Source organism: Spirillospora sp. NPDC127506, from assembly GCF_040302145.1.
Taxonomy (GTDB): Bacteria; Actinomycetota; Actinomycetes; order Streptosporangiales; family Streptosporangiaceae; genus Spirillospora.
In genome coordinates this window covers 441,231-453,893 of record NZ_JBEORG010000001.1, presented here as the reverse complement: position 1 = coordinate 453,893, position 12,663 = coordinate 441,231, and the positions used below count along the sequence as shown (strand labels likewise).

12 protein-coding genes are annotated in these 12,663 nt (G+C 72.8%); 5 read left to right on the top strand and 7 right to left on the bottom strand.

The window, feature by feature from the left end:
• Positions 1–13: 13 nt before the first annotated feature.
• The 3 genes from ABTW95_RS02190 (at position 14) to ABTW95_RS02180 (ending at position 2,943) form a co-directional block, all read left to right on the top strand.
• Positions 14–832, top strand: coding sequence for an SAM-dependent methyltransferase (locus tag ABTW95_RS02190; RefSeq protein WP_500223725.1), 819 nt, complete (start codon positions 14–16; stop codon positions 830–832).
• 84 nt (positions 833–916) lie between these two features.
• Positions 917–2,047, top strand: a complete 1,131-nt coding sequence (locus ABTW95_RS02185) for an acyl-CoA dehydrogenase family protein (protein WP_500223723.1) — start codon at positions 917–919, stop codon at positions 2,045–2,047.
• On the top strand, positions 2,044–2,943 hold the full coding sequence (locus ABTW95_RS02180; protein WP_500223721.1) for an acyl-CoA dehydrogenase family protein: 900 nt from the start codon (positions 2,044–2,046) through the stop codon (positions 2,941–2,943). Before ABTW95_RS02185 ends, ABTW95_RS02180 begins: the two co-directional genes overlap by 4 nt.
• Here ABTW95_RS02180 and ABTW95_RS02175 read toward each other — a convergent pair.
• Positions 2,927–4,498, bottom strand: a complete 1,572-nt coding sequence (locus ABTW95_RS02175; protein WP_396451405.1) for a FadD3 family acyl-CoA ligase — start codon at positions 4,496–4,498, stop codon at positions 2,927–2,929. The genes ABTW95_RS02180 and ABTW95_RS02175 overlap by 17 nt on opposite strands.
• Positions 4,499–4,656: 158 nt before the next feature.
• On the opposite strand from ABTW95_RS02175, the gene ABTW95_RS02170 reads away from it, so the two are divergent.
• Entirely contained in the window at positions 4,657–6,306 is a 1,650-nt protein-coding gene (locus ABTW95_RS02170; RefSeq protein ID WP_500223719.1) for a Coagulation factor 5/8 type domain-containing protein, read from the top strand.
• 16 nt (positions 6,307–6,322) lie between these two features.
• Here ABTW95_RS02170 and ABTW95_RS02165 read toward each other — a convergent pair whose 3' ends face one another.
• Complete coding sequence (locus ABTW95_RS02165) at positions 6,323–6,916, bottom strand: TetR/AcrR family transcriptional regulator (RefSeq protein ID WP_396454726.1); 594 nt, start codon at positions 6,914–6,916, stop codon at positions 6,323–6,325.
• A complete protein-coding gene (locus tag ABTW95_RS02160) occupies positions 6,906–7,685 on the bottom strand; it encodes an SDR family NAD(P)-dependent oxidoreductase (RefSeq protein ID WP_500223717.1) in 780 nt (259 codons plus the stop codon). Before ABTW95_RS02160 ends, ABTW95_RS02165 begins: the two co-directional genes overlap by 11 nt.
• Before the next feature lie 201 nt (positions 7,686–7,886).
• On the opposite strand from ABTW95_RS02160, the gene ABTW95_RS02155 reads away from it, so the two are divergent.
• Complete coding sequence (locus ABTW95_RS02155) at positions 7,887–8,459, top strand: hypothetical protein (protein ID WP_500223715.1); 573 nt, start codon at positions 7,887–7,889, stop codon at positions 8,457–8,459.
• Here the strand turns inward: ABTW95_RS02155 and ABTW95_RS02150 are convergent.
• The 4 genes from ABTW95_RS02150 to ABTW95_RS02135 form a co-directional block, all read right to left on the bottom strand.
• Positions 8,416–8,784, bottom strand: coding sequence for a DUF1330 domain-containing protein (locus tag ABTW95_RS02150; protein WP_396451415.1), 369 nt, complete (start codon positions 8,782–8,784; stop codon positions 8,416–8,418). The two genes, ABTW95_RS02155 and ABTW95_RS02150, sit on opposite strands and share 44 nt — an antisense overlap.
• A gap of 61 nt (positions 8,785–8,845) precedes the next feature.
• Complete coding sequence (locus ABTW95_RS02145) at positions 8,846–11,017, bottom strand: hypothetical protein (protein ID WP_500223713.1); 2,172 nt, start codon at positions 11,015–11,017, stop codon at positions 8,846–8,848.
• A 172-nt stretch (positions 11,018–11,189) separates the two neighbouring features.
• The gene (locus ABTW95_RS02140; RefSeq protein ID WP_396453205.1) at positions 11,190–11,819 is read right to left on the bottom strand and encodes an HNH endonuclease family protein; all 630 of its coding nucleotides are present in this window, start codon (positions 11,817–11,819) and stop codon (positions 11,190–11,192) included.
• 262 nt (positions 11,820–12,081) lie between these two features.
• A complete protein-coding gene (locus ABTW95_RS02135; RefSeq protein WP_396453207.1) occupies positions 12,082–12,588 on the bottom strand; it encodes a MarR family winged helix-turn-helix transcriptional regulator in 507 nt (168 codons plus the stop codon).
• Between the last annotated feature and the right edge of the window lie 75 nt (positions 12,589–12,663).

Sequence of the window (12,663 nt, the reverse complement as noted above, 5' to 3'; positions counted from 1 at the left end):
TTGGAGGAATCCCATGGCCGACCACCCGGAGATCGACTCGTCCGTCCCGCACTCGGCGCGCATCTGGAACTACTGGCTGGACGGCAAGGACAACTACCCCATCGACCAGGAGGTCGGCGACGAGTTCGTGCGGATCTTCCCCCAGCAGAAGGACATCGCCCGGCACTCGCGGGCGTTCCTCGGCCGCGCCGTCCGGTACCTGGCGGGCGAGGCCGGTATCCGGCAGTTCCTCGACATCGGCACCGGGCTCCCGACGGTCGACAACACCCACGAGGTCGCGCAGCGGGTCGCGCCCGACGCGCGGATCGTGTACGCCGACAACGATCCGCTCGTCCTCACCCATGCCCGCGCGCTGCTCACGTCCACCCCGGAGGGCGCCACGGCCTACCTCGACGCCGACATCCGGGAGCCGGAGGCGATCCTGGAGAAGGCCGCCGAGACCCTCGACTTCGACCGGCCGGTGGCGCTGCTGCTGCTCGGCATCCTCGGCCACCTCACCGACGAGGAGGACCCGGAGGGCGTCCTCGCCCGGCTGGTGGCTCCGCTCGCGCCCGGCAGCCACGTGGTGATCAACGACGGGACGAACGTCTTCGGGTCGCCCGGCGGGGACGGCGTCGACGACACCGCCCGCGCCCGCGCGATCGCCCGCTACGTCGAGGCCGGCGGGGTCGCCTACAACCTCCGCTCCCCCGAGCGGATCACCGGGTTCTTCACCGGCATGGAGCTGCTGGAGCCCGGCGTGGTGCCGGTGTCGCGCTGGCGCCCCGAGCCGTCCCCGTTCGGCGAGCCGCCCGAGGTGGACGCCTTCTGCGGCGTGGGGCGGATCCCCTAGAGCCCGATCTCACTGGGCGGGAGACGGCGTCGGTCACGGGAAAGGAGGGCTACCCTACCAAACAGTTGTTAGAAAGAGGTTCCCATGGATCTTGAGTTCGGGGCGGCGGACGAGGCGTTCCGCGCCGAGGTGCGGGAGTGGCTCCGCGCGCACGTCCCGGCGGAGCCGCTGCCCTCGCTGGAGACCGAGGAGGGGTTCGCGGCCCACCGGGAGTGGGAGCGGACGCTCGGCGCGGCGCGCCTCGGCGCGGTGTCGTGGCCGGAGGAGTACGGCGGCCGCGGCGTCCCGGTGCTGCAGTGGCTGATCTTCGAGGAGGAGTACTACGCGGCGGGCGCGCCCGGCCGGGTCAGCCAGAACGGCATCAACCTGCTGGCCCCGACGCTGCTGGAGCACGGGACGCCGGAGCAGCTCGCGCGGATCCTGCCGCCGATGGCGGCGGGCGAGGTGATCTGGGCGCAGGCGTGGTCGGAGCCGGGCGCGGGCAGCGACCTCGCGGCGCTGCGCTCCACCGCGACGCGGACGGACGGCGGCTGGCTGCTGGACGGGCAGAAGACGTGGAGCTCGCGGGCCGCGTTCGCCGACAGGGGCTTCGGGCTGTTCCGCTCCGATCCGGGATCCGAGCGGCACAGGGGCCTGACCTATCTGATGTTCCCGCTGGACGCCGAGGGCGTGACGGTGCGTCCGATCGGGCGGCTGGACGGCAAGCCCGCGTTCGCCGAGCTGTTCCTCGACGGGGTGTTCGTCCCGGACGAGGACGTCATCGGCGCGCCGGGCGACGGGTGGCGGGTCGCGATGTCCACGGCGGGGAACGAGCGGGGGCTGACGCTGCGCAGCCCGGGGCGGTTCACGGCGGCGGCCGAGCGGCTCGTCGAGCTGTGGAGGGAGCGCGCCGACCCGTCCGACACGGCGCTGCGGGACCGGGTCGCCGACGCGTGGATCAGGTCGCGCGCCTACCGGCTCAAGGGCTTCGAGACGATCTCGCGGGACGACGACATCGGCGCCGAGTCGAGCCTGAACAAGGTGTTCTGGTCGGAGCTGGACGTCGCGCTGCACGAGACCGCGCTCGACCTGCTCGGCCCGGACGGGGAGCTGGCGTCGGAGTGGCTGGAGAACTACGTGTTCTCGCTGGCCGGCCCGATCTACGCGGGCACCAACGAGATCCAGCGCAACGTGATCGCCGAGCGGCTGCTCGGCCTGCCGAGGGGGTCGCGGTGAGGTTCGTCCTGGACGCCGAGCAGCGGATGTTCGGCGAGACGCTGCGCAGGCTGCTGGCCGACGCGGGCACCGCGAAGATCGCGCGGGCGTGGGCGGCCGGGGACGCGGGGCCGGGGCGCGCGCTGTGGGCGGCAGTCGCGGACGCCGGGGTGTTCGCGGTCGCGGTGCCGGAGGAGTTCGGCGGCGCCGGGCCGCTGCCGGTCGAGCTGGCCGTCGCGGCGGAGGAGCTGGGCCGGGCGGCGGCGCCCGGCCCGTACGTGGAGACGCTCGCGGCCGCCGAGCTGCTCGGCGAGTCGCCGTGGCTGCCGCGGATCGCGGAGGGCGAGGCGATCGTGTCGCTGGCCGTCCCGCACGCGCTGGACGCAGACGTCGCCGACCTCGTGCTGACCGCCGACAAGGTGGAGCGGAAGGCCGGCGAGGCGCTCGCGTCGCTGGACCCGGCGCGGCGGCTGTTCCGGGTGGAGGGCGGCGGCGGGTTCACCGACTTCGGCGCGCTGCTGTGCGCGGCGCAGCAGATCGGGCTCGCGCGGGCGCTGCTGGACGTGTCCGTGGACTACGCCAGGACGCGGCGGCAGTTCGGGCGCCCGATCGGCGAGTACCAGGCGATCAAGCACCGGCTGGCGGGCGCGATGGTCGAGCTGGAGTTCGCGCGCCCGCTCGTGTACGGGGCGGCGCTGTCGTACGGGACGCCCGGCTTCGCCCGGGACGTGTCGGCCGCGAAGGTCGCCGCGTCGGAGGCGTCCTACGGGACGGCCAAGACCGCCCTGCAGGTGCACGGCGCGATCGGCTACACCGACGAGTACGACCCGTCGCTGTGGATCCGCAAGGCCCGCGCGCTGTACTCGGCCTGGGGCACGGTGGCCGAGCACCGGGCCCGCGTCATCGCCGCTCTGTGAACTCCTTGAGCTCCACGCGGCGGACCTTGCCGGACGCGGTCTTCGGGAGGTCGTCCACGAAGACGACCTCCCGGGGGACCTTGAAGTTCGCGAGCCGCTCCCGGCAGTGCGCGATCAGCTCGTCCGAGGTCGCCCGCCGGCCGGGGCGCAGCCGCACGTAGGCGCGCGCGACCTCGCCCAACCGCTCGTCGGGGACGCCGGTGACGCCTGACTCGGCGACGGCGTCGTGCCGGGCGAGGACGTCCTCGACCTCGGCCGGGTACACGTTGAACCCGCCGACGACGAACATCTCCTTGGTCCGCCCGGTGATGGTGAGGTTGCCGCGCTCGTCGAGCCGCCCCCGGTCGCCGGTGTCGAGCCAGCCGTCGCGGATCGCCTCGGCCGTCGCCGCGGGGTCGTCCAGGTAGCCCTTCATCACGTTGTAGCCGCGGACGAGGACCGAGCCGTCCGTGCCGGGCGGGACCCGCTCGCCCTTCTCGTCGACGATCGCGATCTCCACGTCCTCGATGGCCTTGCCGCAGGTGGTGGCGATGGTCTCGGCATCGTCGTCCACCGAGCACGCCGACACGGTGCCGGACGACTCGGTCAGCCCGTACGCGGTCACGACCTGCGGGAACAGTTCCGCGCGGATGCGCCGGACCAGCGCGACCGGCACGTCCGCCGCGCCGGTCACCGCGAGCCGCAGCGACGACAGGTCGCGCTCGCCGCGGCCGGGGGCGTCCAGCAGCGAGGTGTAGATCGTCGGGGGGCCGGGCAGGACGGTGATCCTCTCCTGCTCGATCAGCCGCAGCGTCTCCGGGACGTCGAACGTGCGCTGGAGCACCATCGTGGCGCCCTTCAGCACGCACGCCAGGACGCCCGCCTTGTAGCCGAACGAGTGGAACATCGGATTGACGATGAGGTACCGGTCGCCGGCCTTGACGCCGGTGCGCCCCGTCCACGCGGCGTAGGTGCGGACGTTCTGCTCGTGCGTGACGATGGCGCCCTTGGGCTTGCCGGTCGTCCCGGACGTGAACAGGATGTCGGCGGTGTCGCCGGGCCGGACGGCCGCGGCGCGCGCGTCGGCCTCCTCGGCGGGCGCGGCCTTGGCGAGGAACTCGTCCCAGCCGAGGACGCCGGGGCGCGCGGACGCGCCGAACGTGACGACCGTTTCGAGGGCGGGCAGGCCGGGGGCGCCGCCGGATTCGCCGATCCCGAGCATGCCGGAGTAGTCGATGCCGAGGAAGCCGTCCTCCACGAAGAGGACCTTCACCGCGGCCTTGGAGAGCGGCCAGCGGGCCTCGTCGCCCTTGAAGCGGGTGTTGAGCGGGACGAGCGTCGCGCCGGCGCCCATCGCGCCGAGCACGGTGACGATCCACCGCAGCCCGTTGGGCGCCCAGATCGAGACGCGGTCGCCGGGCTCGACGCCGGCGCCGATGAACGCGGCCGTCGCCTCCCGGACCCGTTCGCGGAGCTCCGCGTAGGTGACGCGGACGTCGCCGTCCACGACCGCCTCCGCGTCCGGAGACTCCTCCGCCGCCCGCGCCAGCAATCCCGGGATCGTCAGCTCGCTCATAGCCCTCCATGATGAGCGCGGCGCGGCCGGCCGGGGCAGGGCGTCCCGCTCACCGGTACCCGCCCATCTCCCTCAATGTGAGGCTTGTTCACTTTCGTCCGGATCGGTGTTTCACTCGATGGAGTAGTCGTGGACCCCACCCCCGGTCGAGGTGCCGCATGCCCTTCCGACGCCCCCTCCACGTCCCCCGCCACGTCCCCCTTCGCGTCCCCCGCCCCGTCCCTCGCCCCGTCCCCCTCCACGTCCCCCTCGTCCTCGCCCTCATCGCCGCCCTGCTGCTCGCCGTCCGCCCCGCCCCGCCCGCGCACGCCGGCAGCGGCGCGGTGCGCGGCTACCTCGACGCCCACAGCCACCTGATGTCGTACGAGGCGTTCGGCGGGCAGGTGCTCTGCGGCAAGCCGTTCGACCAGCGCGGCATCCAGGAGGCGCTGCGCGACTGCCCCGACCACGCCGCGAACGGGGTGTTCGCCTGGTTCGAGAACTTCATGCGGCACGGCACCCCCTTCGGGACGCACGACCCCACCGGCTGGCCGACGTTCAAGGACTGGCCCGCCTACGACTCCCGCACCCACCAGCAGGTCTACTACACGTGGCTGGAGCGCTCCTGGCGCGCCGGGCAGCGCGTCCTCGTCAACCACCTGGTCGCGAACCGGCAGCTGTGCGAGCTGTACCCGCTCAAGCGCAACGCGTGCGACGAGATGGCGGTCATCCGGCTCGAAGCGCAGCGCATGCGCGAGATGGAGGCGTACATCGACGCGCAGAACGGCGGCCCCGGGAAGGGCTGGTTCCGCATCGTGCGCGACTCCGCCGAGGCCCGCCGGGTCATCCAGGACGGCAAACTCGCCGTCGTCCTCGGCATCGAGACGTCGGAGCCGTTCGGCTGCCGCGTCGTCAACGGCGTCCCGCGATGCACGCGCGCGGACATCGACAAGGGCCTGGACGAGGTGAAGAAGCTCGGCGTCTCCTCGATGTTCGTGTGCCACAAGTTCGACAACGCGCTCTGCGGCGTCCGCTACGACTCCGGGACGACCGGCGCCCTCGTCAACGCGGGGAACTTCCTCGCCACCGGGCGCTTCTGGCAGGCCGAGACGTGCACCGGCCCCATCCACGACAACACGCTCGCGTCCGCCGCCACCGTGGACGACGAGGTCGCGGACATCCTGCGGCGGCTCGGGAAGGCGGGCATCACGCTGCCGGTCTATCCGAAGGCGCCGCACTGCAACATCCTGGGCCTGACCGCCCTCGGCCGCCACATGATCCAGGGGATGATGGACCGGCACATGATCGTCGAGATCGACCACATGAGCGCCAAGGCCGCCGGCGAGACACTCGACATCCTGGAGAACGCGCACTACTCGGGCGTCATCTCGTCCCACAGCTGGACGGACGAGCACTACATGGGACGCATCTACGCGCTCGGCGGGATGGCCGCCGGCTACGGCAACGCCGCCGACCGTTTCGTCGCGGAATGGAAGCGCAAGAAGCAGTCACGCGACCCGCGCTACACGTTCGGCTACGGCTACGGCCTGGACGCGAACGGCATGGGCGCGCTGCCCCCGCCCCGCACCGGCAATTCCGCGAACCCGCTGAGTTACCCGTTCACGTCCCCGATCAACGGCGTCGTGCTCGACCGGGAACGCACCGGGCAGCGCACCTGGGACCTGAACACCGAAGGCGTCGCGAACTACGGGCTCGTCCCGGACTGGATCGCCGACATGCGCAACATCAGCGGACCGGAGATCACCGAGGACCTGGCCCGCGGCGCCGAGGCGTACCTGGAGATGTGGCACCGCGCCGAAACCCACTGAGTCACGGCTGGCTGCGTCACGGCTGGAGGGAGCGCCATATCCGGGACGGCAGGACGGCGGCGGCCTCGTCCAGATCCACGGACGCCGGGTCGGACAGCCACCGCCGCGCCGTCTCGGCGACCGGCCCGATGAGGAGCATCTCCATCATCGCCGGAGACAGCCGGGCGACCCGGCCGGCCGTGACGTGCGGCGCCATCCAGGCGGTGAGCCGGGCGACGCGCGGCGCCTTCGCCTCGGCGATGACGCCCGCGTGCCCGGGCAGGAACGCCGCGTAGGCCGAGGCGTGGATGAACCGGGCGGCGTCGCCGCGCTCCCGCGTGAACCGCAGGTAGGCGCGCGTCACCGCCTCGACGCCCGCGCGCGGTTCCGCGACGCCCTCCAGCGAGGCCAGCAGGGCGTCGAGCAGCTCGGCCATGCAGCGCGCGTAAAGGGCGGCGGCGAGGCCGTCGAATGATCCGAAATGGTGGTACAGGCTGCCGCTGCTCATCCCGGTGGCCGCGATGACGGCCTTCATCGTGAACCCCTCGTGCCCGCGTTCGGCGTGCACCCGGAGCGCCTCGGCCAGGATCCGCGCGACGGTCTCGCCGGTGCCCTGGCGCCTAGGGGACATCGAGCAGCTTCTCGGCGTCGGCCCACAGCCTGGACGCCAGCGGCGCGTCGAGGGCCTTGGGCTTCAACGGCGTCTCCTTCTTCACGTGGAAGTACCGCCCCGTCCCGTCGGCGGTGATCAGATCCGCGACGGGCGGCCCGCTCTTCCCGGCGGGCTTCAGCGTCCATTTGAGGGTCTTCAGCAGGAACCCGAAGACACCGCTCCGGGCGCCGAGATCCGTCCGCAGCACGCCCGGATGGACGGCGTCGATCGTCACCCCGGACTCCCTCCACCGCTCGGCGAACAGCGGGACCATCAGCAGGTTCGCCAGCTTGGTGTTCGCGTACGTGTGGACGGCGTGGAAGTCGTCCCCCGTGGGCGTCCGCTCCGGATCGACCCTGCCGGTGACATAGAGGCCGGCGCTGACCTGCACGACGCGCCGCAACCGCCCTTCCAGCATCCGGTTCAGCAGGAACGGCGCCAGATGGTTGGTGAAGTAAGCCTGCTCGAACCCGTCCTCGTTGAGCACCCGGCGGCTGGGCCAGACGCCCGCGTTGTGGACGAGCACGTCGACCTCGGGCAGGGCGTCCCTCAGCTTCCGCACCGCCGCGATGGACGACAGGTCGCCCACGACGAGCTCCGCGCCGATCTCCCGCGCGGCGGCCGCCCCCGCGTCCGGCCGCCGCGCCACTATCACCACCCGGTGTCCGCGCCGGACGGCCTCGGCCGCCACCGCGCGTCCCACACCCCGGTTCCCGCCGGTGACCGCGACCCGCAACGCCTCGTCCATGCCGCGCAGCCTACCGATTTATAGAGAGCTTCTCTAGAGAGCTTCTCTAGAGACTGTCTCTAATTACGCCGCCCGTGGTACCGGCCGCTCCCCCGCTGCGCCGCCCGTCGTACAAGCGATGCCGCCGCGCACCCGACGACACGCCCCGCACCGCACCGGCATCGTCACGTCCTGACGACGACGCCCGAAAGGACATGAGACATGGCGACGCAGGAGACCGACCGCGCCACGCACCGCCGCCGCCCGGACGCCCGCATCCCGCTCAGCAGGAGACTGCGGAAGACGACGCTGATCGCGCACATCGTGTCCGCCGGCGCGTGGATCGGCATCGACGTCATGGTGGCCGTCCTGGTGCTGACCGGGCGCTTCGGCACGACCGACCACGTGCGCGGGCTGGCCTACGAGGCGCTGGCGACCTTCGTGGTGTGGCCGATGCTGACGTCCGGGCTCATCTGCCTCGTCACCGGGCTGGTCCTGGGTCTCGGCACACGCTGGGGGCTGCTCCGCTACTGGTGGGTGGCGGTCAAGCTCGTCCTCAACCTGATCCTGTGCACCCTCATCCTGGTGGCACTCCAGCCGGGCATGGACGAGGTCGGCGAATACGGCCGGACGCTGACCTCCGGCGCACCCGAACCGGCGTTCATCTCCGACCTGTTCTACCCGCCCGCGGTGTCCCTGACGGCCCTGACCTTCGCGACCGTCCTCGCCGTCGCCAAGCCCTGGGGCCGCCTCAGGCGCCGAGCTGGACAGTCGCCTGCAGCACGGCGTCCGTGAGAGCCTCGGTGCGGAAGTGCGCGACGGCCTGGAAGTCGGGGTCGGCGACCATCTGGGCGAACACCTCGCGGGACGGGTACCGGACGAGGAGCACGGCGTCCCACGCCTGCCCGTCCTCGGCGACCAGCGCCGTCGACCCCTTGCCGTAGTAGAGGACCTCAGCGCCGTACCGGGGGAGGATGGCATCGCCGACCACCTCCGAGTAGCGGGCGTAGCTCTTCTCCCCGCCCTCCCGGAAGCGCAGCAGGTTGAGCATGACCACCGGGCCGCCGGGGTCCTCCGCGAGGAACTGCTTCAGCCCCGCACCGGTCGGATCCACCGCCATCAGGCACCTCCGTAGACGTAGAAGCCAATTCTAGAATGAAATTCATCGGAGTGCGCCACCGCTATCCGGGAAGTTCGGCCAGAACCGCCGCCAGTTCACGACGCTGCTCCTCGTCGCCGCGGACCTGCCTCCCGTAGGCGCCGACGCCGGGTACGGCGTCGTCACCGTCGACGAGCTCCCGCAGTCCGGGCAGCAGCGGAGCGGCGTCCGCGCCCAGTTCCCGGAGCGCCTCGACGACCTGCGGCCCGGCTCCCATGGACGCGAGCCACCGGCGGACGGCGTCCACGAGCGGCGCGGCCTCGCCCGTGATCCGGCGGATCGCGAGTGCGGCGGGCAGGTAGCCGAACCGGCCGCCGAGCATCTGCCGCAGGCGCGGAACGAAGCTCGCCGCGTCCGGGCCGAGCAGCCCCGCGAGTTCGACGGTGCCCATCAGGGTCCTGCCGCCGTCGTGCACCTCGGCGATGGCCCGCAACGGCGCTTCGGTCTCCCCCGCGCGCAGCAGCAGGCGTGCCGCGTCGAGCCGGCGCCGGACGTCGGAGGCGCCGTCCCCGCCGGCCGCGGTGGCAACATCGCGGAGCGCGGGGAGGGGGCCGTCCAAAGGCAGCCCATGCTTCAGCGCCGCCTCCGCCGCCAGGACGGCCTCGCCCTCGGCGGCGGCTTCGGCGATGCGGGCGGTCAGCTGGGCGGTGTCACCGGTGATCGCGGCGAGGGTCTGCGCGCAGCCGAGACGCCGCCGCCAGGACGCGTCCGGGTCGTCGCGGACCAGGGTCAGTCCGGGCACCGCCGCCGATGCCGCGGGTCCGATCGCGGCCAGAGCGCGGGTCGCCCACCAACCGTCGTACGGGACCCCATCGTCGTACGGGACGAGCCGGAGCAGTTCCGGCACCGCGTCCGCCGCGGCAGGCCCCCAATGACGCAGCAGCCGCGTCAGCGCGTTCACCTCGTTGTGCCGCCGCATCCTGCCGAGGTGGGCGTCGTAGCCGCCCTCATCCGGAGCCTCTTCGAGAGGGACGGTCGCGAGCCTCTCCCGCACCGCCGCGAGCAGCCCCGGGTCGGCGGGGACACCGCTGTCGGCGAGCAGGCCCAGAATGTCGGAGTCCACCGCGCCCGCGCCGAGTGCGGCGATGAACGGTTCGCGCCAGCGGGGGTCGCCGAGGTCGATGAGCGTCTCCAGCGCCGAGCGGGACACCCGCGCTTCGAGGGAGTCGTCGTTCCGGGGCGGCGCGGCGGCGAGGGCGGCCAGGGAGTCGGCGGACGCCACCGCGGCCTCCCGCACATCGCGGATCGCGGTCATGGCGGCGAAGCGGACGCCGGAGTCGGGGTGGCGGATCGCGGCGGCCGGCAGCGGCACCGACTCCGCATGCGCGGAGCGCGACCGCACGCAGCGGTCGTAGGCGGCGTTGACGGCGGTGCGGGCGGAATCGGCGGATCCGCGGTCGAGCAGCGTGCCCGCGACGGCGGAGAAGGAGGCGGCGTCGAGGCGGGCGGCGATGTCGCCGAACGGGTCGTCCGCCCAGGCCCAGCCCTTCAGCGGCTCGCCCTCCGCCCAGCACCGGGCGAGTGCGTGCGGCGCCGCGTCCGGCCAGGGCAGGTCGTTGGCGGCGATCGCCCACAGCGCTCCGGCGCGGACGGCGGCGGACCGTCCCGCCGCCTCCTCCGCCAGCCACGCGGCGCTGCCCCGCGGATCGAGGCGGCCGGCGGCGGCCAGCAGGCCCGCCGCCACGCGCGGCGACCGCTCCTCCGCCCGCCGCGCCCGCAGCGCCGGCACCACTTCGGCGGCGCACGAACACGGGAGGTGGCCGAGCAGGTAGGTGGCGCAGTGCCGGATCTCGGCGTCCACGTCGTCCAGCAGGGAGAGCAGCCGCGGAGCCTCGCGGGCCAGGACGGCGCCAACGTCCGCCAGAACCTCCGGGGCGGCGTCGCCGGAGGCGGCGTCGCCGGAGGCGGCGTCGTCGGAGGCGGCGATGCCGGCGAGCAGGCCCACCAGCGTCTCCCGCCTGGGCATCGCGGTCGCGGTCGCGAGCCGGGCGAGGAACGGCACCGCGTGCGGCGTCGCCGAGTACAGCGTGCCCTGGTGGATGATGCTGCTGAACAGGTGCTCGGCCGCCTCTTCGGCCGGCTCGTCGTCGCCGACAGCGTCCCGCAGCGTCTGGGGGAAGTCCTCAGCCGAGCCGTACGCGTGACTGAGCGAGGCCCAGTCGACGTCGTCGATGCCCTCAAGTCCGGCCGCCATCACTCTCCCGCCCCTCGCGCGACCGCCGGTCACCCTAGTCGCGGGCAGTGACATCACGGGCAGTGACATCACGGGCAGTGACATCGCGGGCAGTGACATCGCGCCCCGGTATCTGCGCGGCCGGGGCGGTGCCCGCCGCCCCTTTCGTCGGGCGGCGGGCCGGCGGGCGGGGTCAGCAGGTGTTGAGCATGGAGGTGAGGGCGCTCTTCTCGGCGCTGTCGACCGTGAGGTCGTAGTACCACTTCACCTGGATCCAGGCGCGGGCGTAGGTGCAGCGGAACGCGGCGCGCGGCGGCTGCCACTCCGCCGGGTCCTTGTCGCTCTTGGACTGGTTGACGTTGTCGGTGACGGCCCACAGCTCGGGGCCGCCGAGGTCGTTGGCGTAGGTCTGGCGGCGGGAGGTCGTCCAGGCCCAGGCGCCGGACGCCCACGCCTCGGCGAGCGGGACCATGTGGTCGATGTCCAGGTCGGACGCGGCGGTCCAGGTGGCGCCGTCGTAGGGCGAGTACCAGCGGCCGGACGTCGCCGCGCAGGACGAGTTGGTGACGACGTTCGTGCCGTCCCGCTTCAGGACGGTCTCGCGGGTGTTGCAGGACCCCGAGATCGTGATCCAGTGCGGGAACAGGTCGCGGTCGTAGCTGCTCTGGTGAGACTCGGCGGCGACGGTGAGGGAGGCCAGGCGGCTCGCGGCCGTGGCGGCGGACGGGATGTTCGGCGGGGTCGCGTACGCCGGCGCGTCCAGGACGGCGAGCAGCGCCGCGCCCAGGACGGCCGGGAGCAGGAACAGCAGCAGGCGTCGCATCGGGGGAGCCCTTCCGCGGCCGTTCCCGGCCAGGGCGGGGCGCCCCGAGGGGGATCGGGAACGGCGGCACTGCGACGGTGACATTTCCGGCAAATCCGAATAAACGTCACGCATTGCTCAGCCGCAGCCCCGCCCTTGGGCGAATGCTGCCGTTATGCGCTGCTGACCTGTGCTGACCTGTGCTGACCTGTGGCTGACCTGTGGCTGACCTGGACTGACCTGTGCTGACCTGTGGCTGGCCTGTGCTGACCTGTGGCGGCGCTCAGGCGTCGGGGGCTTCGTCGCCGAGGCTGAGCAGGAGGGTGCGCAGGGTCTCGGCGAGGTCGTCCTGCTCTCGCTGGTCGAGCGCGGCGAGGATGCGCCGCTCGTTCTCGACGTGCGCGACGACGGCCCGGTCGATGAGGTCGCGGCCGGCGGGAGTGAGGGCGACGATGACGGTGCGCCGGTTGGCGGGGTCCAGGTCGCGCGTGACGTAGCCCTTGGCGACGAGCCGGTCGAGCCGGTTGGTGACGGCGCCGGACGTCACCATCGAGGAGCGGGCCAGCGCGCCCGCCGTCATGCCGCCGGACGAGCCGGCGCGCCGGAGGGTGGCGAGGACGTCGAACTCGCCCCTCTCCAGCCCGAACTCGTCGAACAGGTTCTTCAGCTCGCGCTCGGCGATCCGGGTGAGCCGGGAGAGGCGGCCGAGGACCCGCATCGGGGACGCGTCGAGGTCGGGCCGGGCGCGGGCCCACTGCTCCAGCACGAGGTCGACGGCGTCACGGGCCACCCGCACTCACCCCTCAACGTTGAACTGTTTGACATCAAGCTATCACCCGATCTACCGTCGCCAACGTTAAACACT

What these genes read in the sequence shown, in the direction of transcription:
- ABTW95_RS02190 (WP_500223725.1), top strand. Translation starts at nt 14, where the DNA reads ATGGCCGACCACCCGGAGATCGACTCGTCCGTCCCGCACTCGGCGCGC.
- ABTW95_RS02185 (WP_500223723.1), top strand. Translation starts at nt 917, where the DNA reads ATGGATCTTGAGTTCGGGGCGGCGGACGAGGCGTTCCGCGCCGAGGTG.
- ABTW95_RS02175 (WP_396451405.1), bottom strand. Translation starts at nt 4,498, where the DNA reads ATGAGCGAGCTGACGATCCCGGGATTGCTGGCGCGGGCGGCGGAGGAG.
- ABTW95_RS02155 (WP_500223715.1), top strand. Translation starts at nt 7,887, where the DNA reads ATGGCGACGCAGGAGACCGACCGCGCCACGCACCGCCGCCGCCCGGAC.
- ABTW95_RS02165 (WP_396454726.1), bottom strand. Translation starts at nt 6,916, where the DNA reads ATGTCCCCTAGGCGCCAGGGCACCGGCGAGACCGTCGCGCGGATCCTG.
- ABTW95_RS02160 (WP_500223717.1), bottom strand. Translation starts at nt 7,685, where the DNA reads ATGGACGAGGCGTTGCGGGTCGCGGTCACCGGCGGGAACCGGGGTGTG.
- ABTW95_RS02145 (WP_500223713.1), bottom strand. Translation starts at nt 11,017, where the DNA reads ATGGCGGCCGGACTTGAGGGCATCGACGACGTCGACTGGGCCTCGCTC.
- ABTW95_RS02140 (WP_396453205.1), bottom strand. Translation starts at nt 11,819, where the DNA reads ATGCGACGCCTGCTGCTGTTCCTGCTCCCGGCCGTCCTGGGCGCGGCG.
- ABTW95_RS02170 (WP_500223719.1), top strand. Translation starts at nt 4,657, where the DNA reads ATGCCCTTCCGACGCCCCCTCCACGTCCCCCGCCACGTCCCCCTTCGC.
- ABTW95_RS02150 (WP_396451415.1), bottom strand. Translation starts at nt 8,784, where the DNA reads ATGGCGGTGGATCCGACCGGTGCGGGGCTGAAGCAGTTCCTCGCGGAG.